Raw genomic sequence first — 24,809 nt, forward strand, 5'->3', positions numbered from 1 at the left:
GCGGTCAAATATTGACGACCAGCCCGGTCGTATCAGCTGTCACTCCGCCAGACTTGGCTTTAACGGTTTCGGACTTGGCCGCCACCGTCGTCTGAGCGGCGCTGACGGTGGTGCTTTCCGCCTTCAGCTGGGCGATTTCCGCCACCATCTGCTTGATCTTTGCGGCCATGGTCTCGTTGCTGACCACAAGCGTTTTCAGCTTGACCGCCATTTCTTTCAGATCAACTTCACTACCTGTCACTTCGGCCGCGACACCGACGACATCGACTGTGACCGCGGCAACCCCCACTGCAATGGTGGCATTGATTTCGGTTGTCGCTCCCATCCCGATGCTCAGGTCACCGCCGCCGAAAATCGCGAGCGATCCGCCGAAGGTCATGTCGATGCTGTTGCCTTCGGTGAAACTCTTGGTGTTGCCGGAATTGTATTCGTAGGTGTCACCGGCAATCGTCTTGGTTTCTTCCTTCGCGTTGGTCTGGATCACACCAGTGCCGTCGCCTGCAGACAAAGTGATGTCCTTGCCCGCCCCGCTGGAGATGGAAACGACTTCTGCGGACGAAGTCATTTCCAGTTTTCCTGAGCTCGTTACCGACGCTGCGCCTTCGACATTGACCGTGTAGTCACCGTTGACTTGCTGGCTGAAATCAGCGGTTTCCACATACATCTTCTCCTCAGCCTTCACCAGGATCCGGCCATCACAGGCCAGCAGGATCCCGTCACCACCACCGGATGCATTCTTGTAGGCATCCGCATTGCTACCTTCGTCGGTGATGTGCTGTTGCGGATACCACTCGGCAAGATCATCGGCCTGAAACGCCTGTTCTTCGATGTCTGCATACTCGCCAAGACGCAAGACGGCTCCGAGGCGGTGTTCATCCTCGTCTGTGCTGGCAGACGGCACATAGAAATAGCAACTGCGGCTTGAATCCATGCGCGCGGCCGCATTGCTCGCAGCGGCGGTATCCAGGTTCGCTGTATCGGGATCGTAAAATCCATTCCAGTCAGCCAGCGCCATTGAACGTCTCTTATTGTTTTTACCGGATCACAACAAACGCGACCACCTTTCGGCAGCCGCGCTTTTCTATGACTGATAGTTTAACGGGCGCATTTTAAAGGCGGATTAGCAGCTTCACTCGAGTTTTCGTCAGATTGTTAGACAGCGTTAACCAATCCAATGGCGATAGCATTCAACCCAAACCATAAGCACAAACCCGGACCGCCTTGAACGCGGGTCCAGCGATCGTCAAATAAACTTGCAGGTGCTTACAAACTATTCGGGAGGTCTGGAATGTACGAGATTTTGCCACGCAGCGATGGAGCTGTTCTCGGCGTAAAAGTCTCTGGCACGCTGACGATAGAGGAAGAAAAAGAGCTGATTGCCAAGGCAGATGAGCTGGTCTCAACCTATGGCAAGGCCAGTTTTCTGGTGGTTCTTGGCGACCATGTCGGTGTCTCACTGAAAGCAGTGGCGTCCGACATTAAGTGGGTCATGACTCATATGGACAAGATCGCGCGTGTCGCTGTCGTAACGGACAGTAAGTTTGTCTCGGCGCTGGTGGACATTGACGCCACCTTTGCAAACCTCGCCGGCATCAAGGAAAAACACTTTGCGACCGCCGAACTCGACGCCGCCTGGGATTGGATCGAGGAAACGATGCCTACGCCGTGAGCAACTCTTCGTCGCTCAGGAAAGCACATTGCTCGACCTTGCCGCCGGAGACCGTGATCATGTGGCCGTGCGGAACTTCCATCCAGCAATTCCGCGCCTCGTCCAGTGGCTCGGACACCACCATGACGCCGTCGTTGAACTCGCGGTAATAGAGGGTCGGCGGATAGCTGTCTGATGCGTACCGGGCTGCATAAAGCGTCTCTCCATCCGACCAGGCAGAGGCAAAGCGCATGTGCGGCGTGCAGCCCGAATACTTGGACAACGCTTCGGCTTCGTGAACCGCGCGGGCCATGGCCGCGCGCGGGTGATGTTTGAGCCCATAGGCGAGCGCAATCAAAAAGAGGCTCTCGCTGTCGGTGCCGCCCATACGGTCACGGTAGAGATCGTCCGGGATCATATTGTCGAGCCGCCGGCGGACCTTGTCATACCCGCCGATCTGACCGTTGTGCATGAACGTCCAGCGATCGAAGGTAAACGGATGACAATTGTCCCGTGTCGTTGCCGTACCGGTCGACGCCCGCACATGGGCCAGGAAATGCCCCGACCGGATGTGCTTTGCGATCTGCAACAGGTTCGGGTCCGACCAAGCCGGGCGCACATCCTTATAAAGACACGCCGTTTCCTTGTCGCTATACCAGGCAACACCAAACCCGTCCGCGTTCACCGATGTTTTGCAAGACGTTGCATTGCGGCTCTGATCGATCAGTGAATGCTCCGGATCGCAGATGACTTCTTCCAGATATTTCGGAGCCCCGCTCCAGGCAGCCCATCGGCACATGATCGCCCTTAATCCTTATGCAGCTTTTTGTGCGGCCTTGAACCTTGCGGTCGTTTCATCGCACGCATAGCTGTCTGCGAAAGGGTACGGCTTACGCGCCAGCTGGTCGACGGCCTGGATGATCTGATCGGCTTTCACCTCATCCAGAAGAACGGAAAAATTGAGCCGGGTCCAGCCAGGTTTCTTAAGTTCTTCACCGGAAAGAATGCCATCGCGCAGGGCGTCGGATTCCGACCGGTCGATGCCGAGCAACCGGTGGGCATACGGCCCGGCGCAGGCGCAGCCGCCGCGCGCCTGAACCCCGTAAACATCCGACAGCATCCGTGTGACGAGTTGCTGGTGGATATACCCACCGCGCTCCAGATCCTTCACCCGGAAAGAGAAGATCGGCATGGTGTGGCTTGCCTCCAGATTGCCCAGGATCTCGATGGCCGGGTTTTTCTGCCAGGCTGCCAGGGCCCGGGCGCGCCAAGCTTCGTTGCGGGCATCCATTTCGGCCTGACCGATGGCTTCCTTCACCAGAAACGCCAGCGCGGCGCGGATGTCGCCAATGACATTCGGTGTTCCAGCTTCTTCGCGTGCGGCAATGTTTTCAGAGTAGTCGTGCCCCCACGGGGAGACGAAACGCACCGTTCCGCCACCCGGAAACACCGGTGTCTTGATGCAGACGGCCTGCTTGCGCACGATCATGACGCCGGATGCGGCCGGACCGCCGATGAACTTGTGCGGCGAGACAACAACCGCGTCTTTTTCTGCATCCGTGCCCGGCTTCATGTCGATCGGCAGATAAGGCCCCGATCCGGCACAGTCCCAGACGCTCAAGGCACCATGGCGTTTCAAGAGCCGCGTAACGGCAACATCATCGGTCACAATACCGGTGACATTGGACATCAGCGAAAACGCGCCGACGGTCAAACGACCTGCTGCCTTTTCGGTGAGAACCGCGTCCAATTCGACGAGATCCGGACCACCGTCGGCGGCCTCGTTGATCTCGATGACTTCGGCGCCGCTTTCCCGCCACGGCAGAATGTCGGAATGGTGCTCGTAAGGGCCGAGAACAACTAACGGGTTTTCGCCCCGTTCCGCGGCCCCGGAGACACCGAGCAGATGGACAAGCCGGTTGAGCCCTGCCGTCGCACCCGACCCGCAAAAGACCGTGGCATAGCTGTCAAAGGCTCTGCTGATGCGGGCTATCTCGGACCGCGCCGCCTCGCGCATCCGGGTCATGGTCATCCCGCAATAAGAGGCTTCGGTGTGGCTGTTGGCATAGACGGGAAGCATTTCTTCCATGACGAAGTCCTCGACCTGCCGAAGGGCCCGGCCGGACGCGACATAATCGGCATAGATCATCTTTTTCGGACCAAACGGTCCCTCAATCACCATGCCGTCTCCGATCAGCCCAGCGCGGAGCCGTTCGATCAGATCCGGGCCTTTCAAAGCGCTCTTAAAGGTCTCGAGCGCAGTTCCGGAAGAAGCGAGGTGTTGAGATTGGGTCATGATCTGCTCCAAATGTCTTTGAACGGATCATACGACCAAGCATATTCAGAAATCCGCACCTATTTTGATTGCCCAACGACTCATCTTGTGTCATTTGATCGTTAATGGTGAAAAAATTCGATCAGATTGACCGCGCGCTTCTGAGAGCCCTGCAACGGGATGCCCGCTTGTCGCAGCGGGAGCTCGCCGAGGAAGTTGGATTGTCCCAAAACGCCTGCTGGCGGCGGCTGAAAACCCTTTATGAGAGCGGATTGATCGAAGGGCACACGATTCGCCTTGATCCGGCGCAGCTCGGCCTGAACCTCACGGTCTTCGTCATGATCCGCACCCGCCACCACTCCAAGGAGTGGTTGGAGACTTTCCGCAGCGAGGTCACCCGCATCCCGAACGTGATCGACTTCTACAGGCTCGCCGGGGATTACGACTACATGTTGAAAGTGGTCGCCGAAGACATGAACGCCTTCGATCAGGTTTATCAGCGGCTGATCGACAAGGTCGATCTCGACACGGTCACCTCCTACATGACCATGGAAGCCATCGCTGACGCCCGCGACCTGCCGATTTGACGTTGTGCGGCAACAGTTGCTCAAGAACTTCCGTCATTACCCGGCTTGAAGAGCCTGCCCCGGACCTCGATCCGGGGGCGTAACCCTGCCCCAAGCACGACTGCTCAAGTGGAGACAAAACGGAATGGATGCCCGATCAAACCGGGCATGACGGTGGATGGGAAACGCACCTACCAGTTCAAACTGTCACCCCGGACGCAGCGAAGCGAAGATCCGGGGCCCATTCGTTTCCAGAGCACGTGCCGTACCCAACGCCGTCATCCGCAAGCGGCACCGCGAGTAGGCCCCAGCTCGGCGTTTCACTTGGCCGGGGTGACAATCTAAAGGAAACGGACAGCTGGCCTACCCCCAAGGACAGCTCGTAACCCCTTACCGCCGGCGGCCGCCGCCTCCGCGCGCGGCGCGGCCACCGCCGCCGTGTTGCGGGCGTGCCTGTTGCGGCCGGGACCGCTGCACGTTGCGCTGGCGGTTGACCTGACGGTTGCCGGCCTCGCGCGCCGCACGATCCCGATTGAGATGTGCCGGTGCTTGCGGCCGCTGTGCTGGCCGGGTCGCGGGGCGTTGGGCAGGACGTTGAGCCGGGCGTGTCTCCGGCCGGTTGGCTGGCCGCTGGACATTTGGTCTTTGATTGCTCGGCCTTTGGCCGGCATTGGACCTCTGGCCATTGTTCGGACGTTGGCCCGCGTTCGGTCTCTGCCCGGCATTGGGTCTTTGGCCCGCATTTGGCCGGTTCTGGATCCGATCCCCGGCCGGCCGGTTGGCAAGCGCGGCTCCGGCACCAGCTCCAATCGCGGCTCCTGCCCCGAGATCCCGTGCCCGATTTTGAAGAGCGTCGCGCGAGGGCGCATCGACCCCGTTCCAGCGCCCGCCTTCAAACTTCTGCCAGTTCTGTCCATCGCGGCGATAGACACTGCCATCGCGGCCCGCAAAGACGTCCCCGCCCCTGCGGTTCAGCGTAGCCGCGCGGCCCGGGCCGCCCTGTTGCTGCCACCGGTTTGCCGCCGATGCCCTGACCTCCCGCGTGCGCGACCACTGCGGGCCGGAGACGACAGCCCCACCCCAGGAGCCGTAGATGCCGCGAGCACCACCTGCGACGACGCGATTGCCCGTGCGGGGATTATACGCGGAGATGAAACCCGCACTGCCGCGCGGGCCGCTGATCGCTCCGCCGCGGATATATCCACCTGTGCGCGGATTGTAGATGCCCCCGCCAGCAATGCCCCGGCGCGGGCCATAGGCATAGCCATACCGGCCATAGGTGCCGCGAAGCGGATTGTAGTAGGCACCGATCCCGTAGGTCACCGGCCGCGGGAAGTAGATCGGCCGGATGCCCGGACGGTACCATGGGCGGTAGTACCAGCCTGTGCCGTAGACAAAGACGCCCCACGCCAGAAACCCGGTCACATAGCCCATTGTGTAGCCGTACCAGACGGCATTGGGTTCGGTCTCATAGACCCGCACATAGGTGACGTTGTAGACCGGCGAGGATGGCGGAATGGTGTAGATCTCTTCCGGCACGGCTTGCGCCACGACAAACGGTCCTTGCGGGCTGTCACCGACAAACCAGACACCGTCCTGAAGCACGTAGTATTTTGCGCCGACCTGAATGACCTGATCGTTAGTGTTCACCGCATAGGACATCGCGGTGCCCTCGATCTGCGTGAACTCCGGATCGCCTGCATAGGCAACATCAGCGCTGACCGACCCCAGCTCAACGCGCGCCGTCGTTGGAATGCTGGCCTTCAGCCGTGCCTGCGAGGCTTCGGATGTGCCGGGAATGGACGACCGGACCGAATAGTAAGGTGCATCTTCCGGGATGTTCAGGAAACCCGACGGCATGTCAGGCGTGGTGAACGCCCACGGACCGTCGAGAGACGCTGACTTGAACCAGCGTCCCGACAAGAGGATGTACCAGGTCGATGTGGTTTTCAGGAAAAAGACATCGTGGTCGGTGTTAGAGGCCCATTCCAGATCGCCCCCTGGTACCGGCTCCAGTTTCGGCTCACCCTCGAAGACGATCATTTCGGCCGGTTTGTCGGAATAGATGACCTTGGGAGCTTTATCGTCGGGAAAGGCTTGTGGCGGGATCGCCTCCCGGGTTTCTTTCCAGTTGTCGTCGTCCGGCAATTTGGTGATCGGCTCCGGCAGGTCCATCACCGCTTCCCAGGTGCCAGTCAACTCGGATGCTTTGAGCCAGGATTTTTCATCCCGGAGATAATAGTCCGAGCCTTCATCCGGCTTTAGGATGTCCCAGTTGGTGTTGACTACAAAACTGAGACCTTGATCGCCCTTAACCGGGGCAAGGATGGGTTCGCCTTCTGTTTGCACCAAGATTGCCGGCTCATAGGAGATGAAGAGCGGCGGCGCCTCGGCGTTGAGGCCATCCACATCCTCCATCCGCTTATATTCCGCCAGGTTTGCGGTAATGCGGTCTTCCTTCACCGTCACGACGCCCGTCGGCAGGATCTTGCCCACTTGAAGAGACAGATCCGACAGCGCCGTCCGGTCGAGCGCGGAAAAATCAAGGCGGGTCACCTGAATGTCCGAGACATCAATCAAGCCGGCTTGCGGATCGGGCGCGGTTTTGCCGCTCACGCCGATCACGCCAAACACGGGGGCCGCATCCTTGTCCTTGATGTATTCCGCGGCAATCAGGGCATCGAGAGTTTTGAAGTCCGTCCATTCGGTGACCTGAGGCTGGTAGAGGACAAGTGTCGCGCCGGCATCTGTATCGTAGGTGCGCGGCCAGCCGGTCGTATCCTCGGCTTCAGTCAGTTGCAGGTAATTGCCGCTGACGAACCCGTTCTGGCCATTGTAGGTCACCGAGCACCAGGCGCCGGTGTCGTCGCAATCCTGAAGTTCGACGGGGGTGCCGTTCGGCACGGTGCCGAGCGAGCCAAACCCGGTCCCGGGCCCCTGACGGAAATTCACATTCGCCGTGGTGACAGCCGGTGCTGCCAGAGCACCATTCAAAAGAACGGTTTGCAGCACCAAGGCAGATGACAGGGCGACGGAAATAACTTTACGCACAGCAAAACCTCCCAAAATATCGGACGGCCCAGCTTCTTCCGGCGGGTTCTCAATACCTTAGCCTGAACGTTATGGCATTTTCACAGCAGGGTCAGCCGTGATCTTTGAAATTCTTCATTAAAAAGTACCGGCGCGCTTTTTTCAGATGTTTTGGTAGTAGCCGCCCCGGCCAAAAATCAAATGGTCCCGGCTCAAGGCCGGGACCGAACAAACACAATTTCAGGCGGAATGAGGTCCTTCGCGTGGGAAGACCATGGCATTCAGCCAACCGACTTCAGCACGCCATGGAAGATACAGCCCGTCCGATGACAGCAACGGCCTGACCGGTGCGCGCGGACTGCTGGGCGGCAAGCCCCATCTCGACGGCTTTGCGTCCATCTTCCAAAGAGACTTCCACGTCGGTCTTTTCGCCGCGAACGACAGCTACAAAATGCTGGTGCTGATAGAAGGTCGAGCCGTTGTGGTCGCCGGCGTCCAGGATGGTCGGATCAACAGGAATGTCGATCTGGCGCGGTCCTTTTGGATTGCGGGGCGACACGATCAGTTGGGGAACGGGCGGCTCGCCCAAATCTCGTGGCCAAAACCGGCCCGGCCCCGGGACCAAGGCTTCAATCTTGCCAGCAGGCCCGACCGCAGACACTTCCTCCTGGTAACGGGAGCCTTCTGCGAACATGCACAGTTCCAGCATTGCGCGGGCGCCGTTTTCGAAATCAACGATCACATACCCGTTGTCGAGGATGTCCGGCGTTTCGCCATCATAGAGCTCTTCTTTGTGGTTGGCGTCCTGCCCCGCTGAGGCCATCACACGGACAGGTTCGCTCTTGATGATCAGCCGCATAAGATCGAAAAAGTGACAGCATTTTTCGACAAAGGTCCCGCCGGAATAACGGTTGAACCGGTTCCAGGATCCGACCTTGTCTAAAAACGGAAAGCGATGCTCGCGGATGGTCAGCATCTTGATGCCGCCCGTCGCCGTTTCTGCCTGTTCGATCAGGGCTGCGATCGGCGGCATGTACCGGTATTCCATCGCGACCCAGACCGGGGCTGGATACGATGCCTTGAAGGCCTCGAGCGCTGCAATATCCTTCGGGTCGGTGAACAGCGGCTTTTCAACCAGCAACGGCAGCGGCCTTTTCTGACGGATTTCCTCCATCTGCGGCACATGGCAGTGGTTGGGACTGGCGATCAGGATGCAATCCAGCTCATCAACACTCAAAACAGCGTCGACGGAATCAACGAACTTGGCATGCGGCGCAAACCGGGCGGCTTGCTCCGCCATCCCGGCATCCGGTTCGAAAATAACCACCACTTCGGTGTCCGGCAGCAGCGCGATGTTGCGCAAGTGCTCCTGACCCATCATGCCACAGCCGATGACACCGTATTTCACCTTTGCAGGCATTTGGCTCTCCTTAAGTCGGCGGATCGTTTCGCGCCCGCCTATTTCAGTCTTTGAACGTAATGCGCCCTGTCAGTATCGAACCAGGTGCGCGAAAACTCGACAGGCTCGGGCTTGTCCGCCCAGCTGAACCGTTCGATGTATCCTGTGAGAGTGCCGGGCGCCTTGGTAAAAACCTCTGGCGCCCAGTCCGGCACGGCCTTGATCGTTACCCTGTCTTCAGCGCGAACAATCCAAAAGCCAAGCTGCTTTTGATAGAAACGGTAAAGCGAATCTGAGAGCTGGTCTTTGCGGACAAAACCGCAATCCCCATCCAGCCAGATTTCCTCAACCGCGATGATTGTTTCGTTGAGGTAGCGCAGACGGCGGATGCGCGTGCCCTCACGGCTCGTGCCGAATGCCGGCAGATCTTCCGGCTTGGATACGCGATCGACCTCAAGAATGTCTGCCTTGGGCAGCCCACCGCCCGACAGCAGCTCCAGACGGAACATCGCGTAGACGCTTTCGTTTGATCCGCCCTGACGTATGTAGTTTCCCGAGCCCTGGATCCGTTCCAATAGGCCTTTTTCCGTAAGATCAGCCAGCGCTTTTCGCAGCGTACCGATCGAGATCCCAAGCTCTTCGGCCATGTCCCGTTCCGGCGGCAAACGCTCTCCGTCAAGAAGGCGGCCGGCCGCAATATCCCGAATGAGAAGCTCACTTATCTGGACATAAAGAGGCAGGGCATTTGAGGTCTGCGAGGTGGTTGGCATTGCGGTGCGGCGATCTGTCTTTCGAAAATTGATACACTATTGATTTACATCAAGACGGGTGATAAGCAAGGAAAAAGTGAAGGCCCAAATGAAGGCCTTCGAAAACAAACGAAATGCCCAAAAAAATTTGGGGAGGAGAGCCTTAGATGACCGTTGTTCCCGTAACTTCGCCGGACCTAGATGCAGCTGAAGTGTCCTGGTTTGCGGCGCTGTGCTCGGACGACTATCAGTTCCTCGGCGTGCCGGAAGGCCATCTCCGGTCCTCATGGGAGCACTGTTCCTCGATCGTCAAAACAGCCGAGGCCCAGGGCTTCCGGAACATTCTTTGCCCGTCCTCCTATCAGGTCGGACAGGACACCTTGAGTTTCGTCGCCGGCTGCGCGCCGATTACCGACAAGATCAACCTGTTGGCGGCTGTCCGCTGTGGCGAAATGCAGCCGATCATGCTGGCGCGGACCATCGCGACGCTCGACCACATGCTGGAAGGCCGGCTGACGGTCAACATCATCTCCTCCAACTTCCCGGGCGAAGAAGCCGACAGCGGCTACCGCTATCAACGGTCCCGCGAAGTGGTTGAAATCCTCAAGCAGGCCTGGACGCAGGACGAGATCAACTACGAGGGTCAGATCTACAATTTCAAAGGCCTGACCACGGATCCGGCCCGGCCTTACCAGACCGGCGGCCCCCTGCTTTATTTTGGCGGTTATTCGCCAGACGCTTTGGACCTGTGCGGCCAGCACTGTGATGTCTACCTGATGTGGCCGGAAAAGATTGAAGAGCTGGAAGGCCGCATGAAGGCTGTTCATGCCGTCGCCGAGAAATACGATCGCACTCTCGACTACGGTCTGCGCGTCCACATGATCGTGCGCGACACCGAAAAGGAAGCACAGGAATACGCCGACTATATCGTTTCCAAGCTGGACGATGACAAAGGTACCGCCATCCGCGAACGCGCGCTCGACGCAAAGTCTCTGGGCGTGAGCCACCAATCCAAGAACCGCGAGATCGCGGACGAGTTCGGTTACATCGAGCCGAACCTTTGGACCGGTGTCGGCCGGGCGCGCTCCGGTTGTGGTGCGGCGCTTGTCGGTTCCACCGATCAGGTGATGTCCAAGATCGAGGCTTATCAGAAAATGGGTATCCGCGCATTCATCTTCTCCGGCTACCCGCATGAGGAAGAAGCCAAGCACTTCGGCACCCGCGTCATGCCGAACCTGAAGACCTGCTCGCTTCCCGAAGCTTACGGCCGCGTTCCGGCCGAAACCCCTGCAACACCGCTCGGCAATGGAGTCCGCCGCTAATGGATCGCGTCAAACTTAACGACACGCTTGAATTTTCCCGCCTCATCTATGGCATGTGGCGGCTCGGCGATGATGCGGACACATCCCCGGCGCATGTGGAGCGGAAAATCCAATCCTGTCTTGATCAGGGCATCACAACCTTCGATCAGGCGGATATCTACGGCGATTACGGCGCCGAGGCTGTGCTGGGCGGCGCGATGAAAGCCAATCCGTCCCTGCGCGGCAAAATGGAAATCGTCACCAAGTGTGACATCGTCGCTCCGTGTGGCCGGTATGCCGATGCCAAGGTGAAGTACTACGACACGTCGCGGGCACATATTGAGAAATCGGTCGAGATTTCTCTCACCGAAATGGCCATCGAGACGGTAGACCTTCTTCTGATTCACCGCCCGGATCCGTTCATGGATCACAATGAAACCGGTGCCGCGCTGGATGACCTGGTGAAGTCTGGCAAGGTGAAAAACATCGGCGTTTCCAATTTCCGTCCGTGGGACTGGGAACTTCTTCAATCCGCCATGTCCAACACGCTGGTGACCAACCAGATCGAGATCTCCCTTAAGGAGATTTCTCCGTTCACCAATGGCGATCTCGCATTCCATCAGCGGCTCGGCACAAAACTGATGGCCTGGTCCCCGCTTGGTGGCGGATCGCTGATTTCGGAAGGCGGCAAGCTCGGGTCCGTGATGGACGAAATCGCGAGTTCCTTCGGTGTTGACCGCTCAGCAGTTGCTGTTGCGTTCCTTTTGGCGCATCCGGCACACCTCATGCCGGTCATGGGCACCAACAATCTGGAGCGTATCGGGAAAATCTCGGACGCGCTCAAAGTCAAACTTGACCGCGAAACCTGGTACCGCCTCTACGAGGCAGCCCTTGGAAACGAGGTTCCCTGATGACAATGCAAAATGCAGATCACACCGTGACGTTCGCGCCGCATTCTGAAAACTCCCGGCTCTTGCGGGATGCCTTTGGCCGATTTGCGACCGGCGTTACTGTTGTGACCACCCATTCCGAAGACGGCCCGGTCGGGATCACCGCCAACAGCTTTTCTTCCGTCTCCATGGACCCGCCGCTCGTCCTCTGGATGCCGGACAAGGGCTCGCGCCGGTTCCGCTACTTTGAGCAAGCCGAACGCTATGCAATCCATGTTCTGAGCCACGAGCAGGCGGAGATCTGCAACGGGTTCGTCAAGAACGCACATGCTTTTGATCAGCTGACATACCAGCTTTGCGAGAACAACGTACCGCTGATCGAGAACTGCCTGGCGCGCTTCGAATGCAAGCGGTTCGCGGCCTACGAGGGTGGCGATCATTTGATTGTTCTAGGCCAAGTGATGCAGGCTGAGATGCGCACCGGGGATGCGCTGACATTTTTTTCCGGCAAACTCGGACAAATCGCGCCAAAGTAAGAGCGTGCAAAGATAAGCAAAGGCCGGGACGAACACCGCCCCCGCCATAATGGACGTACCAGGGAGGAGCCCGTATGGGGGCATTGCTGGCGGTTTTGAAACCGCTTGCCTTCGTCAATTCGCATCTTTTGCGGATCGGACGAGGGATCGGCGTCGTCGCCGTTGCGTTGATGGTGGTTGCGATCCTGATACAGGTCGTGGCCCGTTATGGGTTCAACAATGCCCTCCCCTGGCCTGATGAGGCCGCGCGCTTTTGCATGCTCTGGATGACCGGTTTGATGGCACCGACCGCCTTCCGGCGCGGTGGATTTGTGGCCATCGACACGCTGGTGATCATGCTGCCGAAAATCCTGGCAAGCGTTCTGTCCCTTTTCCTACTGTGTGTCTCGTTCGTGGTGCTGATCGTCGCGGTTCAAATTGGCTACGCTGAAGTGACCGGTTTTGGTGGAAAATTCGCGACCGCCTCTCTCTACGTTCCGGGCAATTTGACATTGACTGAGTGGATCCGGGTGCCGCGCAGCTGGATGATGATGTCGATGTTCGTAGGCGTCATCTTGCTCGCTCTGGTCAATGTTGAGCTCATCTTGCGCAGCCTGATTTCCTTGATCGGTGGCAAGGATGACCTTCCGGGCATTCCGGATATCGACATGGCGGGGGCAGACTGATGCTGATCTGGTTTCTTCCCGTCTTCCTCGTTTTCCTGATGATCGGGCTGCCGGTCTTTTTCGGACTGCTCGCAGCACCCGGCATGTTGTTGTGGCTGAACGGTCAAGAGCGGGACATCACCCTTCTCTACCGTAACGTCTACAACGGGATGGACTCTTTTCCTCTCATGGCGATTCCGTTTTTCATGCTCGCAGGCGAGCTGATGAACAAAGGCGGGATCACCATGCGGCTGGTGGAGTTTTCCCAGGCACTGATGGGGCACCTGCGCGGCGGCCTGGCGCACGTCAACATCCTATCGTCGATGCTGTTTGCCGGCCTCTCTGGCTCGGCGGTTGCCGACACCTCTGCGCTCGGGTCGATGCTGATCCCTGCCATGGAGAAACAAGGCTACACCCGGAAATTCGCAGCTGCGATTACAGCGGCCTCCTCGGTGATCGGACCGATCATTCCGCCCTCGGGCATCATGATCATCTATGCTTATGTCATGGGCGAAAGTGTTGCAGCGCTGTTCCTCGCCGGCATCGTGCCTGGCGTTATGGTCGGCGTCGGCCTTATGCTGATGGTCAAGTTCATGGCCGACAAGTATGATTTTCCCGTAGCTTCGCGGAAGTCGACGTGGAGCGAACGCGGCCAGGCATCTCTCAAGGCCTTTTTCCCGCTTCTGACCCCGGTGATCATCCTTGGCGGCATTCTGGCCGGTGTCTTCACACCGACGGAAGCTGCAGCGGTTGCCGTGGCATACGCGCTCTTCATCGGGCTGTTTGTTCTCAGAACCTTGAAGCCGCATGAAATTCCGGGTGTTTTGAACCGGGCAGGCATCACATCAGCCGTTGTGCTGCTGCTGGTTGGAGCCGCCATGGCCTTCAAGACGGTTGTCAGCCTCAGCTACGCACCGCAAATCATGGCTGACTTTGTGCTCAGCCTCACCGAAAACCCGCTGCTCTTGTTGTTCCTGATCAACCTGCTTCTGTTCATTGTGGGCATGTTTCTGGATGCCGGACCGGCGATCATTATTCTTGGACCTATCCTTGGACCGATCTTTCTCGAACTGGGTGTTGATCCGATCCATTTTGCCATCATCATGAGCGTGAACCTGACCATCGGTCTGGCAACGCCTCCGATGGGGCTGGTCCTGTTTGTTGCGGCATCTGTCTCCAAGGAACGGGTGGAGACGATATCCAAGGCTATTCTGCCGTTTCTGGCGGTGGAGATCGCAGTGATCTTCTTGATCACTTACATTCCGGCACTTTCGATGACGATCCCGCGTCTGACCGGATTTGCCAACTGATCTGAGCTTTACCTAGGGAGGACTTCAATGCTCAAATCTGCCCTTAAATCCTTGACGGTCGCGGCGATGCTCGCCGGGTCCGCATTGAGTGCTACGGCGGCCGACTACACATTGCGCGCCACTGCAAACTCCAATGAAAACGATGAAGACTATGATGGTCTTGTCGTGTTCAAGAACTTCGTGGAAGCCGCCTCGAACGGCGCCATCGAGGTAGAACTCTTCATCGGTACGCAGCTGTGCTCCAACGGCGCAGAGTGCCTGCAAGGCGTTGCAGGCGGTGCGATCGATATTTACATCTCCACATCCGGCGGCGCATCCGGCATCTTCCCGTATGTTCAGGTTCTCGACCTGCCATACATGATGTCCGACGACCGGATCGCAGAACACGTCCTGTCCGGTGACTTCACACGCACCATGCGCAACATGGCGCTGGAAGACAGTGACAACATGATCCGCCTGATGACCATCGGCAACACCGGCGGCTGGCGGAACTTCGCCAACACAAAGCGCCGTATTGCGGCACCTGCTGACATGGAAGGCCTGAAGATCCGGACTGTCGTTGCTGATCTGCCGCAGGTTCTTGTCAAAGCGCTCGGTGCGTCTCCGACCCCGATCCCGTGGCCGGAGCTGTTCACCTCCTTCCAGACCGGTGTGGTTGAAGGCTCAAAGAACGGCATCACCGACATCATGGGCATGAAATTCCCAGATGCCGGCCTGCAATACGTCACCCTCGACGGACACGCCTACATGGGCGCTCTGTGGTGGATGAACAACGAGAAGTTCCTCTCCATGCCGGAAGACATGCGCCGCGTGGTTGTTGATGGCTTCTATGCCCTGCAACAAGCAACCTTTGCATCTCCGAAGCGCAAGTCGATCCAGGCCTATGAAGACTTTGTCGCAGGTGGTGGTGATCTTTACGTTCCAACCCCGGCCGAAAAGGCAGCTTTCAAAGAAGCTGCAAGCCCGGTCTTCGATTGGTTCAAGGAAAACGTTGACCGCGGCGGCGAAATCTTCGGTGCTCTGGAAGAAGCCGTGGCAGCTGCCGAGGCAGACGTGAACGGCGCGCGCGACGCAGACCTGAACTAAGATAAAATAGAGCCCGGCAATTTGCCGGGCTCTTAACTTGCCATCTTTTTGATCTGGCGATGGCCTTGTCTCCCAAGCCATTCCCTGATCAAAATCAGCGGAACGGGTACATCCAGACCTTGTAGTCGGCGACAAGAATATGCGCTTTTTCGATCTCTTCCGCGGTCATTTTCTTGACCACCTCTTCAAGCGAAATCGCCGCATCCGGATCGCCGCCGATGGCAGACAGTGTGTACCACATGTAGGCCCGCACCAGATCGGGTGCCGGCATGCCCCGGCCGATCTCGTAGTACCAGCCGACACCGGACTGGGCGCCGGGATGCCCCTTCATGGCGCTTCTGAGGTACCATTCAAACGCCCTTTGATCGTCCCGCTCAACGCCAAGGCCCATGGCATACATGACACCGATCAGCTCTTCGGCGTCAGCGTTGCCGGACCGGGCCGCTGGCCAAAGCGCATCCTTGGCTTCTTCGAATTTCCCGGATTCCATCAGATCGCGCGCTTCTTCGATCTCCGCACGCGCGGGGCTGGTCATTGCCGCGCTGACAAGGATGCAAAGTGCGGCAACCGCAGATCGAAGTGGCGTCATGTTATCCTCGTTCCTTCGCTTTTGTCCGCCTGCATATTGCCAACTGCCGCGGCTGAATTGCCAGCGCCTCTGACCCAATCTGACTTTCTGATCTTTGATCACAAACAGGCCGCGCTCGGGCAACTTCTCTTTTACGACAAGATCCTGTCCGGCAACAAGAATATTGCTTGCGCGACCTGCCATCATCCAGAGTTTGGAACAGGCGACGGCCTGTCACTCGGCATTGGCGAGGGCGGCGAAGGCCTCGGTCCGGATCGCATGGCTGGAACCGGTGACAGCCGGATTAAGAAACGGATTCCGCGCAATGCGCCAGGCCTTTGGAATTTGGGCGCAAAAGACCTTCACACCCTGTTTCACGACGGCCGTATTTCCATTGCCGACACCTATGAGAACGGCTTCAATTCACCCGCGGAAGAATGGCTGCCAGAAGGCTTCAACTCGCTGCTTGCGGCCCAGGCCGTGTTTCCTCTGGTAGCCCAGTTCGAGATGTCCGGTAATCCGAAAGAGAACGAGATTGCCGGTGCGGTTCATGACCGGATCGATGCGGCCTGGCCGATCCTTGCCAAACGAGTGCGCGTAATTCCTGAATATGGTCAGAGGTTTATCGAAGCTTTCGACCATATTGAGTCAGCCGAAGATGTCACGATCGTTGAGATTGCCAACGCTCTTGCCGCCTTTCAGGCAATCGAATGGAAGAGCTTCGACAGTCCCTTTGACCGCTATCTGGCTGGAGACACAGAGGCGCTCTCGGCGAAACAAATACAGGGTCTCGATCTTTTTTACGGAAAAGCCGGCTGTTCAAGCTGTCATTCCGGAAGTCTGTTGAGTGACCAGAAGTTCCACGCACTCGGGCTACCGCCTTTCGGACCGGGCCGGACCCGCCGGTTTGACCCGATGGTACGGGACACGGGACGCATGGCCGAAAGCGACAGCCTGGAGGACGCATACCGGTTCCGCACGCCTATGCTGCGCAATGTCGCGCTCACAGCGCCTTACGGGCACAATGGCGCCTATCCAACACTGGAGGGGATCATACGCCATCATCTTGATCCCAACGGCATGCTGGCGAAATGGGACCCAAAACTTGCCGCCCTTCCCTCAGCTCCCTGGTTGGAAGCCATTGATTTTGTCGTTTGGTCGGACAGCCGCGAAATGGCCCGCCAAAGTCTTTTTCGCGACGTTGCGACCATTGACCTTTCTGACAGTGAAATTGATGCTATAGTAGATTTCATGAAAGCGCTTACAGGCTCAGATTCCGTAGCTTTTCCGCCCTTCGGCATTCCAACTTCCGTTCCAAGCGGTCTTCCGATCGACAAATAAGAACAAGGACGAAAAATGATCGACAAGATCAAACACCGGGCTCACGAATTGTTCCCGGGAATAGCGATTGCCGGCCTGGTCGCGATCTCGGCGCAGTTTTTGAACGAGCACTATGGTGCGCCCGCGATGTTGATGGCGATCCTTCTTGGAATGCCGCTGAATTTTCTCTCGGAGGAAAAACGCACAGCGGACGGCATCGCCTTTTCTGCACGCACACTGTTGCGGATTGGGGTTGCCTTGCTGGGTGTTCGGATCAGTGTTGATATGGTTCAGGCGCTTGGACTGCCGTTTCTGGCTCTCGTTGTTGCGGGGGTCCTGGCGACCATCGGCTTTTCACTTCTGATCGGAAACCTCTTTGGCAAGGACCGCTTGTTTTCGTTTCTGTCTGGCGGTGCGGTCGCCATTTGCGGAGCTTCGGCTGCGATGGCCATCGGTTCGATTTTACCAAAACGTGAGCATGCCGAGCGTGACCTTGCGTTTACCGTCATCACCGTGACTGTGCTGTCCACACTCGCCATGATCTTCTATCCGATCCTGACCGCCTCACTCGGGCTCGACCGGGATGCGACGGGCGTTTTCCTGGGCGGCACCATTCACGATGTTGCACAGGTGGTCGGCGCTGGCTTTTCCGTTTCAGAAGAAACCGGCGATCTCTCAACGCTGGTGAAGCTGATCCGGGTCACCCTGCTGGCCCCCATCGTATTGATCGCAGCGCTTATCCTGCGCAAAGTATCGGAACCTGGAGCTGCCCGGCCGCCTCTGATGCCGCTTTTTGTCGTCGCTTTCCTGATCCTTGCAACCTTCAACTCCTTCGGACTGATCCCGGAGATCGTGAAGGATGGGGCAAGTCAGGTGTCCCGCTGGGCGCTGCTGGCGGCGATCGCCGCTGTCGGCATGAAAACCTCCATTCCGAAACTCCTGGAAGTCGGCGGGCCGGCGATCTGGATGGTGGTCACGCAAACAGTATTTCTTGCCCTGTTCGTGCTTGCCGGGATCTGGTTAATCGGGTGATCTTTCGGGCGAGAACTGGATCAGGAATAGCGACAAGCTGACCAACCTGTGGTGGCTCGCTCCAACCTTGCCGCCCCGGCCTTGCGCCGGGGCCGTTTGTTTCAAACAAGCAGGGGTCCCGGCTCAAGGCCGGGACGGCAGACGGAGTAGCGTTTACACCTAGCTTCATCCGCCTCAAATCCCTATATCCTAAGCAACCACCCATCCGCTTTTGCCCCGCTGGGGCTTTTCTTGGGGGCGCGAGTGTGAAATATAGCTCGCACCTCTTCACGGCGGATTTTCTGGCCGGTCCTTGAACGAAAAGGCACCCCGGCCCCTGCCTAGAAATTTCGAAAGCATGTTGATGAAAAGCTACATCACCACTCCGATCTACTACGTCAACGGATCCCCGCATATTGGCCACGCCTTCACCTCGATCATGGCTGATATCCTGAAGCGGAACCGTCAGGCGCTGGGGTATGAGATGATGCTCTCCACCGGTGTCGACGAACACGGCCAGAAGAACCAGGAAGCGGCCGAGGATCTCGGCATGCCTGTGACCGACTATCTCGACATGCGCTGTAAGGAATTCCGCGATGTGTTTGAGCAGCTCGGCGTCGAGTTCGACTATTTCGTGCGCACCAGCCGCGAGGGCCACAAGAAAGCCGTTGCGGAGATGGAACAGCGCATCTTCGACAAGGGCCTGATCGTCAAGAAGCAGTACACCGGCACCTACTGCAAGGGCTGCGAGGAGTTCAAGAAGGAAAGCGATCTCACCGAGGACGGCCAGTGTCCGCTGCACCCGACCATGAAGGTCGAGCAGACGGACGAAACCAACTACTTCCTGAAAATGGAACCGTTCCGCGAAAAGCTCCTGAAGCACATCGACGAGAACCCGGATTTCGTTCAGCCGGAGCCGTTCAAAAACGAGCTGAAGAAGATGCTGGCCGAGCCGCTGGAGGATCTGTGTATCTCCCGGCCGAAAACCCGCGTCACGCTGGGCGTCGATCTGCCGTTCGATCCGGATTTCGTGACTTATGTCTGGTTCGACGCGCTTGCGAACTACCTGACCAACATCGGCTGGCCGGAAGACGGCTACCAGGACTGGTGGGCGGAATGCGAGCACATGATCGGCAAGGACATCCTGAAGCCGCATGGCGTCTACTGGCCCTTGATGCTGATGGCCGCTGATCTGCCGTTGCCGAAGAAGCTCTCGGTGCACAGCCACTGGGTGGGCGCTGGCGGCGTCAAGATGTCGAAATCCATCGGCAACGTGGTTGATCCGATCGAGGTGATGGACAAGCTCGGCGTCGACGCACTGCGCTGGTACCTCGCCCGGCACATGCGCGCGGACAGCGACAGCCAGATCTCGGTCGATCTCATCACCCAGGCTTACAATTCAGAGCTTGGCAACAAGATCGGCAACCTCTTGTCCCGAGTTGCGAAATTCTCGAACAAGAATTTCGACGGCAAGGTGCCGATGCCGGGCGCCCTGACGGCCGAAGATGAGGCGCTGCGCCAGACTGTTGTCGAGGCTGGCAAGGCGTTCGCTGGCTGGATCAATCTGCAGGATATTCCGGCTGCCACCCAGCATATCGTCGATGCCGCCGTCGCGATGAACGAATATATCGACCAGCAGGCTCCGTGGTCCCTTTTCAAGAATGAAGAGACCCGCGAGCGCTGCGCGACCGTGCTTTACGTGACGCTCGACTGCCAGCGCATCCTGTTCGAGGCGCTCACCCAAGTGATCCCGGGCTCGGCCACCCGAGCGCTTGGCATGCTGAATGCCCCGGAAGCGGCGAGCCCTTGGAAACCGGAGCTGGACAAGCTGGCCGGCGGGACAGAACTCGGCGAGATCGATGCGCTCTTCCCCCGGGTTCAGTAAGGCTCAAGCTTCCAAACAATAACGCCGGTCCTGTCGGGCCGGCGTTTTTCTTGAAAACAAGTGGTTTCCGGACGGTCGGAAAAGTGACTTTCTAGAACTTGTATTTGCTCTCGACCAGCAGGCCATAACGCTGATAGGTCTGGCTTTGGTCGAGTTCATACTCGGAATGCAGCCACCAATACCGGCCGCCGATACCAATGTCCCAATTGCTGGTCAGTGCGAGGTTCAATGCGGCGTCGGCTTCAAAGCCGTAGGTGTATTCGCTCTCAAGCGTGTTGAAACCATCATCAAACTGGTTGTAGGCCCAAGGCACGGCCGCAGCATCAACTGACCAGCCTATCCTGTCGTTCAGCTCGCCATCGGCAGCAACGCCGAGCCGAAGGGCATGCCACTTATTGGTCATACTACGTGTTTGCGTTCCAAAATAAGTCGCCGACGTCTTATCGCTGAGATAGTGGTAACCGACCAGCGCCTTGATACGTCCCTTACCTCCAGCAAATTTGGCGACTTCCCAACCGCCGTCGAGCAGGACATATCCAAGATTGGTTGTGTTCCAGTCGTTGGACTCCAACCCGACCCAGGTTTGATCCCCCTTGGCGTTCTTACCAAGACCGAGCATTGCCTTGGCGGAGGTTCGGGTCGAAATATCCTCCAGAACACCAAACACTTCGGCAGTATGGCCAGTCACGTTCTGAGCGTTGGCCGTACCCAGGGCCCCATTAAACTCATTTGACCCGTGGCTGTACCAATAACGAAGCCCGATGGAGCCTCGCAGCGTCGATGCGGTGTAGACCTCGCCTGACATGCCTGGATCATATGGAAAAGGATCCGCAGCCAGGGCAGAACCGGCGGCCGTAAAGGCGGAAAGAATTGCAATTACACTGGTCTTCATGAGCTGACACGCCATTTGGATTTGCCGAAGGCCACCTTCGGATTTCATCCTACAGTTGTGCGCGCATTATGGTTAATGCAGTGTAAAAAGCCGCAGCATTCTACAACTTGATGTTGATAAACTCATGGAAGCTCCAAGCGAACAACAATCGCACAGCCTCAGCGCTCGGCAATTGCCAGCCGGACGGCAAGGCCGACGAAGACGACACCCGCCAACCGGTTGAGCCAGACTTGGGCTGATGGGGAGCGTTTCAAACATCCTCCAAGAGAGCCGGCTCCCAGTGCAACGCCGCCAAAAACGAGGATCGTGGCAATGATAAAGAGCCCGCCGAACATGAGGATCTGAAGCGGTACAGAGCCGCGCGCAGGGTCTGCAAACTGCGGCAGAAACGCCAGAAAGAAAATCGCGACTTTGGGATTGGTCACGTTCATGATGATGCCCCGCACATAGAGCGCCGGCAGAGACATCTCCGGGGCACTGTTCCCGTTGATTTTGCTGCTACCGGCTCGGAATGCTTGCACTGCCAGATAAACGAGGTAGGCAGCCCCTGCGAACTTGAGCAGTGTAAAGGCAAGAGCAGAGGTCTGAAAGATCGCGGCGACACCCAATGCGACGGCCGCGCTGTGAAAGATGAGACCTGTGCACAGCCCCAACGTCACGACCAGGCCGGCAAGCCGTCCGTAAAGGGCTGATTGGGTCAGAACAAAGATATTGTCGGGCCCCGGCGCGAGCCCCAAGGCAATGGCCGCGACCAAAAATACACCAATGACATCTACCGGAATCATTTGGGTCTCCAATCGTTCGTTCACCTTTCGCCGGTTAAACTTCACCGGTCAAGGTCAGGGAAAACAAAGACAGTTTTGCCTTTGGGTCCCCCGTGTGTTGGTGTATTCAAGGGCGACGGTCCAGTACCCGCCGATCTTCAGGAGGTTTTTTGAGCTCACCGGACGCCATGCAGCCAGCCATCGCAAGCCTCGCAAAGACGTGCGAAGCAATCGCGAACGGCCGCTATGATGATGTGGATGGCCTCTTTGACATCATCACGGATAAACAAGTGCCGGAAAGCATCCGAGCGCTTGCCGAAACGTTTTCCAGCATGGTGGTGCAGGTCGAGGCCAGAGAATTCCATTCCGGCCAGCTTATTGAGGACTTGACCGAAACACGGCGTAAACTGGAACTCGCCGAAGCTCAGCTCCGGAAAGAAAACCAGGAACTGAAAGTCCGCCTCGACAAATTCGAAGTCGCCTATGACGAACAAGAAGCCAAGATGGAGGTAGAAAAAGTCGCTGATACCGACTACTTCCGCACGCTTCAGGCCCGCGCAAAGTCGATGAGATCAAAGTATAAAAAGCAGCCTTGAGGCTTCTTTAGACTGAAAGAATTCCTGTGACCAAAATCATTTCCACCCATTCCTATCGCGGCGGCACCGGCAAATCGAACGTGACAGCGAACATCGCTGCGAGCCTTGCCCTGCGCGGCCACAAGGTCGGGATCGTGGACACGGATATTCAGTCGCCGGGCATTCACACGCTCTTTCATGTCGACCTGAACACGGTGACGCATACGCTCAACAACTACTTGTGGGGCTACTGCGGTATCAAGGACACCGTTCTGGACATTACAGACGGTGTCAAAGGCCCGGACGGGGAGCCGTCGATCACCGGGCCGGGCAAGGTCTTCTTCATTCCCTCATCGATCAAGACCGGGGACATCGCGCGGATCGTGAAGGAGATGTATGATGTGGAAGCCCTCAATCGCGGGTTCATGGAATTCTGCGATACCATGGATCTCGATTACCTTCTGATCGACACCCATCCGGGCGTAAACGAAGAGACCCTGCTGTCGATCGCGATCTCCGACACGCTATTGTTGATCTTGCGGCCAGATATTCAGGACTATCAGGGGACAGCGGTGACGCTGGAGCTTGCCCGCAAGCTGGAAGTGCCGCAGTTGTTTTTGGTGGTCAATAAGGCCCTGGAAACCTTCGACTTCCAGGATCTATCCCAGCGGATCTTCTCAAATTACCGGACGCCTGTTGCAGCGGTCCTGCCGCTCTCGACCGACCTGATCCAGATCGGCAGCACCGGCCTCATCCGCACTCTGCACCCGGACCATGCATTCACCCGGTCGATCGAGACGATTGCGGACTCAATCGAATGATCCACTTGATGGTTTAATCGAAGAGTGCAGCTCGGAACGTACGGACATCCGCTAGCCGGTCTTCCCGCTTGAATGCCAAGGCTTTTGCAAGGGCCTGCCATACGTCGGCATCCAGCCCTTCCAGAGGCTCAGGCACCATGTTTTCCCGGGCAGCCTGATCCGAGCCCTTCAATGAGAACGGATGGCGACCCGCAAGAACCTGATAGGCGATGCAGCCAAGCGCGAACACATCATCGCGCGGATCCCGCGGTGCCTTTTGAAACATTTCCGGACTTGCGTAGGAAGCGGTCAAGGCACTGCCGAGCCCATTGTCGGCCATATCAGCCGTCGTAACGGCTGCGAGACCGAAGTCGAGCAATTTGACCACATTGTTATCGAGAACAAAGATGTTCCCCGGCTTCAAGTCGGAATGGACGACATTCTGGCTGTGGGCATAGATAAGACCGTCGCAGATCCCTTGCAGGATTGGCAAGGCTTCTTTGGCGGGCAGCGAATGGCCCAGCGCTGCGGAAAGCTTCCGATCCAGCGTGGTCCCGCGCAACAGTTCCATCACGATAAAGACCTCACCGCCGTCCCGGTCGAAATCATAGATCGTTGCAATATTTGGATGCGCGAGCGCCTGCGCCTTGCGGGCCTCCGCCTCCAGCTGGCGCAAGGCGCCCGTGTCGGACCGGATCTCATCGGTCAGAAGTTTCAGCGCCACATACGGCTCGTCATGCCCGGCCTCAAGGCGGCGCCGGTCAACGGCGGCATAAACGACGCCCATGGCACCGCGGCCGACCTCCCGGTCGAGCACAAACCGGTCGCGCAGTAGTGTCCCCACGCCCGCCCGCTCTGCTCCGGCGCCCGCGAGCGAGTTCAGATCGGCCGCCCCTCCTGACTGACCGGCTGCCGCCTTACGGGCATTCGTGCGCAGGCGCGCACTTTTGTAGCCTGTCAGAAACTGGTCGAGTTTCCCCGATTGCGCTTCGCCAGCGGTTTGATCGCTGCCGCTGGTCCGGGCTTTCCGGAAATCCTTGAAACCGTCAACGATCGACCCGAGGACAACATCATCGACCTTGTTACGCATGTCATCGCCCGCCTGAGCGGGTGGTTCAGTCAGATACGGCAAGGGAGGCAGGTAAGGCGATTGACCTGGAGGCTTTGACTGAGCCGCTGAAGACGCCCGACCGACCACGCCATTGGGGATGGTCGGCTCATCCAGATCGTCTTCGACCGCTGGGTCCACGGTTCCGCTCGCGATTGCAGCCGTGTCTGAGGGCGCTGCCGGTCCGTCGGGCTCGTTTGATCCGCCGCCTGGGGGCAGTTGTGTCCGTATTATTTGGGCAAGGTCGTTGGGCAGCCGCCCGCTTTCAACAGCCTCTCCAAGGGTCGCATGAACGTCAGCCGCGTGTGAATCGGAGCGATGAAACACCTCCTTCAACCCGTGAAGAAGGGCATCGTAGGACAAACGGCCGGACACAAAGGCTTTCACCAGTGAATCGGGACCTTCACCAGTGGCATCCTGTTTTTTCGCGCTAAACCCAAAGAGTTTCAGAC

General features: G+C 57.9%; 23 protein-coding genes. 13 read left to right on the plus strand and 10 right to left on the minus strand.

All coding sequences use genetic code 11. From position 1 onward, the window contains the following. Positions 1 to 4: 4 nt before the first annotated feature. The gene (locus tag ACVDG4_RS06160; RefSeq protein ID WP_447234387.1) at positions 5 to 1,015 is read right to left on the minus strand and encodes a hypothetical protein; all 1,011 of its coding nucleotides are present in this window, start codon (positions 1,013 to 1,015) and stop codon (positions 5 to 7) included. A 273-nt stretch (positions 1,016 to 1,288) separates the two neighbouring features. Between ACVDG4_RS06160 and ACVDG4_RS06165 the strand changes: the two genes are divergently transcribed. Continuing rightward, entirely contained in the window at positions 1,289 to 1,669 is a 381-nt protein-coding gene (locus ACVDG4_RS06165; RefSeq protein WP_447234388.1) for a SpoIIAA family protein, read from the plus strand. Here ACVDG4_RS06165 and ACVDG4_RS06170 read toward each other — a convergent pair. Both ACVDG4_RS06170 and ACVDG4_RS06175 read right to left on the minus strand, forming a co-directional pair. Continuing rightward, positions 1,659 to 2,447 (minus strand): class II glutamine amidotransferase, encoded by a 789-nt coding sequence (locus tag ACVDG4_RS06170; RefSeq protein ID WP_447234389.1) that lies wholly within the window; start codon positions 2,445 to 2,447, stop codon positions 1,659 to 1,661. The two genes, ACVDG4_RS06165 and ACVDG4_RS06170, sit on opposite strands and share 11 nt — an antisense overlap. 15 nt (positions 2,448 to 2,462) lie before the next feature. Then, entirely contained in the window at positions 2,463 to 3,944 is a 1,482-nt protein-coding gene (locus ACVDG4_RS06175) for an aminotransferase class V-fold PLP-dependent enzyme (RefSeq protein ID WP_447234390.1), read from the minus strand. Positions 3,945 to 4,048: 104 nt separating this feature from the next. On the opposite strand from ACVDG4_RS06175, the gene ACVDG4_RS06180 reads away from it, so the two are divergent. Beyond that, positions 4,049 to 4,510: an Lrp/AsnC family transcriptional regulator gene (locus tag ACVDG4_RS06180; RefSeq protein ID WP_055670961.1), complete on the plus strand. Its 462-nt coding sequence runs from the start codon at positions 4,049 to 4,051 to the stop codon at positions 4,508 to 4,510. Positions 4,511 to 4,879: 369 nt separating this feature from the next. Here ACVDG4_RS06180 and ACVDG4_RS06185 read toward each other — a convergent pair whose 3' ends face one another. The 3 genes from ACVDG4_RS06185 to ACVDG4_RS06195 all read right to left on the minus strand — a co-directional run bounded on the left by ACVDG4_RS06185 (position 4,880) and on the right by ACVDG4_RS06195 (position 9,688). Continuing rightward, positions 4,880 to 7,540, minus strand: coding sequence for an SH3 domain-containing protein (locus ACVDG4_RS06185; protein WP_447234391.1), 2,661 nt, complete (start codon positions 7,538 to 7,540; stop codon positions 4,880 to 4,882). 274 nt (positions 7,541 to 7,814) lie between these two features. Further along, on the minus strand, positions 7,815 to 8,939 hold the full coding sequence (locus tag ACVDG4_RS06190) for a Gfo/Idh/MocA family protein (RefSeq protein ID WP_447234392.1): 1,125 nt from the start codon (positions 8,937 to 8,939) through the stop codon (positions 7,815 to 7,817). A gap of 38 nt (positions 8,940 to 8,977) precedes the next feature. Continuing rightward, positions 8,978 to 9,688 carry a GntR family transcriptional regulator gene (locus tag ACVDG4_RS06195; RefSeq protein ID WP_447234393.1) on the minus strand — a complete coding sequence of 237 codons (711 nt, stop codon included), beginning with the start codon at positions 9,686 to 9,688 and terminating at the stop codon, positions 8,978 to 8,980. 146 nt (positions 9,689 to 9,834) lie between these two features. On the opposite strand from ACVDG4_RS06195, the gene ACVDG4_RS06200 reads away from it, so the two are divergent. The 6 genes from ACVDG4_RS06200 (at position 9,835) to ACVDG4_RS06225 (ending at position 15,434) form a co-directional block, all read left to right on the plus strand. Next, positions 9,835 to 10,989: an LLM class flavin-dependent oxidoreductase gene (locus ACVDG4_RS06200; RefSeq protein WP_447234394.1), complete on the plus strand. Its 1,155-nt coding sequence runs from the start codon at positions 9,835 to 9,837 to the stop codon at positions 10,987 to 10,989. Then, positions 10,989 to 11,879: an aldo/keto reductase gene (locus tag ACVDG4_RS06205; protein WP_447234395.1), complete on the plus strand. Its 891-nt coding sequence runs from the start codon at positions 10,989 to 10,991 to the stop codon at positions 11,877 to 11,879. Before ACVDG4_RS06200 ends, ACVDG4_RS06205 begins: the two co-directional genes overlap by 1 nt. After that, positions 11,879 to 12,394 carry a flavin reductase family protein gene (locus ACVDG4_RS06210; protein WP_133950665.1) on the plus strand — a complete coding sequence of 172 codons (516 nt, stop codon included), beginning with the start codon at positions 11,879 to 11,881 and terminating at the stop codon, positions 12,392 to 12,394. Before ACVDG4_RS06205 ends, ACVDG4_RS06210 begins: the two co-directional genes overlap by 1 nt. Positions 12,395 to 12,468: 74 nt before the next feature. Further along, a complete protein-coding gene (locus ACVDG4_RS06215; protein ID WP_133950667.1) occupies positions 12,469 to 13,059 on the plus strand; it encodes a TRAP transporter small permease in 591 nt (196 codons plus the stop codon). After that, complete coding sequence (locus tag ACVDG4_RS06220; RefSeq protein WP_409690891.1) at positions 13,059 to 14,348, plus strand: TRAP transporter large permease; 1,290 nt, start codon at positions 13,059 to 13,061, stop codon at positions 14,346 to 14,348. Before ACVDG4_RS06215 ends, ACVDG4_RS06220 begins: the two co-directional genes overlap by 1 nt. A gap of 27 nt (positions 14,349 to 14,375) precedes the next feature. Then, positions 14,376 to 15,434, plus strand: coding sequence for a TRAP transporter substrate-binding protein (locus tag ACVDG4_RS06225; protein WP_133950671.1), 1,059 nt, complete (start codon positions 14,376 to 14,378; stop codon positions 15,432 to 15,434). A gap of 94 nt (positions 15,435 to 15,528) precedes the next feature. Here ACVDG4_RS06225 and ACVDG4_RS06230 read toward each other — a convergent pair whose 3' ends face one another. Then, entirely contained in the window at positions 15,529 to 16,023 is a 495-nt protein-coding gene (locus ACVDG4_RS06230; protein ID WP_040451787.1) for a tetratricopeptide repeat protein, read from the minus strand. Between the two features lie 57 nt (positions 16,024 to 16,080). Between ACVDG4_RS06230 and ACVDG4_RS06235 the strand changes: the two genes are divergently transcribed. From ACVDG4_RS06235 to metG, 3 genes are all read left to right on the plus strand, one after another. Next, positions 16,081 to 17,343 carry a cytochrome-c peroxidase gene (locus ACVDG4_RS06235; RefSeq protein WP_447234396.1) on the plus strand — a complete coding sequence of 421 codons (1,263 nt, stop codon included), beginning with the start codon at positions 16,081 to 16,083 and terminating at the stop codon, positions 17,341 to 17,343. Between the two features lie 15 nt (positions 17,344 to 17,358). Then, positions 17,359 to 18,354, plus strand: coding sequence for a YeiH family protein (locus ACVDG4_RS06240; RefSeq protein WP_447234397.1), 996 nt, complete (start codon positions 17,359 to 17,361; stop codon positions 18,352 to 18,354). A 343-nt stretch (positions 18,355 to 18,697) separates the two neighbouring features. Next, on the plus strand, positions 18,698 to 20,218 hold the full coding sequence (gene metG, locus ACVDG4_RS06245; RefSeq protein WP_447234398.1) for a methionine--tRNA ligase: 1,521 nt from the start codon (positions 18,698 to 18,700) through the stop codon (positions 20,216 to 20,218). Between the two features lie 91 nt (positions 20,219 to 20,309). On the opposite strand, the gene ACVDG4_RS06250 is transcribed toward metG, so the two are convergent. Then, on the minus strand, positions 20,310 to 21,110 hold the full coding sequence (locus ACVDG4_RS06250; protein ID WP_447234399.1) for a hypothetical protein: 801 nt from the start codon (positions 21,108 to 21,110) through the stop codon (positions 20,310 to 20,312). A gap of 158 nt (positions 21,111 to 21,268) precedes the next feature. Further along, positions 21,269 to 21,895, minus strand: coding sequence for a LysE family translocator (locus tag ACVDG4_RS06255; protein WP_447234400.1), 627 nt, complete (start codon positions 21,893 to 21,895; stop codon positions 21,269 to 21,271). Between the two features lie 149 nt (positions 21,896 to 22,044). Here ACVDG4_RS06255 and ACVDG4_RS06260 point away from each other — a divergent pair, with 149 nt between their 5' ends. Next, positions 22,045 to 22,470, plus strand: coding sequence for a hypothetical protein (locus tag ACVDG4_RS06260; RefSeq protein ID WP_133950685.1), 426 nt, complete (start codon positions 22,045 to 22,047; stop codon positions 22,468 to 22,470). 26 nt (positions 22,471 to 22,496) lie between these two features. Then, on the plus strand, positions 22,497 to 23,270 hold the full coding sequence (locus tag ACVDG4_RS06265) for a MinD/ParA family ATP-binding protein (protein ID WP_133950687.1): 774 nt from the start codon (positions 22,497 to 22,499) through the stop codon (positions 23,268 to 23,270). A 13-nt stretch (positions 23,271 to 23,283) separates the two neighbouring features. On the opposite strand, the gene ACVDG4_RS06270 is transcribed toward ACVDG4_RS06265, so the two are convergent. Continuing rightward, positions 23,284 to 24,744: a serine/threonine-protein kinase gene (locus ACVDG4_RS06270; protein ID WP_447234401.1), complete on the minus strand. Its 1,461-nt coding sequence runs from the start codon at positions 24,742 to 24,744 to the stop codon at positions 23,284 to 23,286. Positions 24,745 to 24,809: the final 65 nt, after the last annotated feature.

The organism is Roseibium sp. MB-4 (assembly GCF_053005265.1).

Bases quoted from the DNA above. Each gene is read 5' to 3' on its own strand.
- ACVDG4_RS06165 (WP_447234388.1), top strand. From the start codon at position 1,289: ATGTACGAGATTTTGCCACGCAGCGATGGAGCTGTTCTCGGCGTAAAA.
- ACVDG4_RS06175 (WP_447234390.1), bottom strand. From the start codon at position 3,944: ATGACCCAATCTCAACACCTCGCTTCTTCCGGAACTGCGCTCGAGACC.
- ACVDG4_RS06195 (WP_447234393.1), bottom strand. From the start codon at position 9,688: ATGCCAACCACCTCGCAGACCTCAAATGCCCTGCCTCTTTATGTCCAG.
- ACVDG4_RS06225 (WP_133950671.1), top strand. From the start codon at position 14,376: ATGCTCAAATCTGCCCTTAAATCCTTGACGGTCGCGGCGATGCTCGCC.
- metG (WP_447234398.1), top strand. From the start codon at position 18,698: ATGAAAAGCTACATCACCACTCCGATCTACTACGTCAACGGATCCCCG.
- ACVDG4_RS06240 (WP_447234397.1), top strand. From the start codon at position 17,359: ATGATCGACAAGATCAAACACCGGGCTCACGAATTGTTCCCGGGAATA.
- ACVDG4_RS06190 (WP_447234392.1), bottom strand. From the start codon at position 8,939: ATGCCTGCAAAGGTGAAATACGGTGTCATCGGCTGTGGCATGATGGGT.
- ACVDG4_RS06250 (WP_447234399.1), bottom strand. From the start codon at position 21,110: ATGAAGACCAGTGTAATTGCAATTCTTTCCGCCTTTACGGCCGCCGGT.
- ACVDG4_RS06160 (WP_447234387.1), bottom strand. From the start codon at position 1,015: ATGGCGCTGGCTGACTGGAATGGATTTTACGATCCCGATACAGCGAAC.
- ACVDG4_RS06170 (WP_447234389.1), bottom strand. From the start codon at position 2,447: ATGTGCCGATGGGCTGCCTGGAGCGGGGCTCCGAAATATCTGGAAGAA.
- ACVDG4_RS06230 (WP_040451787.1), bottom strand. From the start codon at position 16,023: ATGACGCCACTTCGATCTGCGGTTGCCGCACTTTGCATCCTTGTCAGC.
- ACVDG4_RS06220 (WP_409690891.1), top strand. From the start codon at position 13,059: ATGCTGATCTGGTTTCTTCCCGTCTTCCTCGTTTTCCTGATGATCGGG.
- ACVDG4_RS06215 (WP_133950667.1), top strand. From the start codon at position 12,469: ATGGGGGCATTGCTGGCGGTTTTGAAACCGCTTGCCTTCGTCAATTCG.
- ACVDG4_RS06180 (WP_055670961.1), top strand. From the start codon at position 4,049: ATGGTGAAAAAATTCGATCAGATTGACCGCGCGCTTCTGAGAGCCCTG.
- ACVDG4_RS06205 (WP_447234395.1), top strand. From the start codon at position 10,989: ATGGATCGCGTCAAACTTAACGACACGCTTGAATTTTCCCGCCTCATC.
- ACVDG4_RS06255 (WP_447234400.1), bottom strand. From the start codon at position 21,895: ATGATTCCGGTAGATGTCATTGGTGTATTTTTGGTCGCGGCCATTGCC.
- ACVDG4_RS06210 (WP_133950665.1), top strand. From the start codon at position 11,879: ATGACAATGCAAAATGCAGATCACACCGTGACGTTCGCGCCGCATTCT.
- ACVDG4_RS06200 (WP_447234394.1), top strand. From the start codon at position 9,835: ATGACCGTTGTTCCCGTAACTTCGCCGGACCTAGATGCAGCTGAAGTG.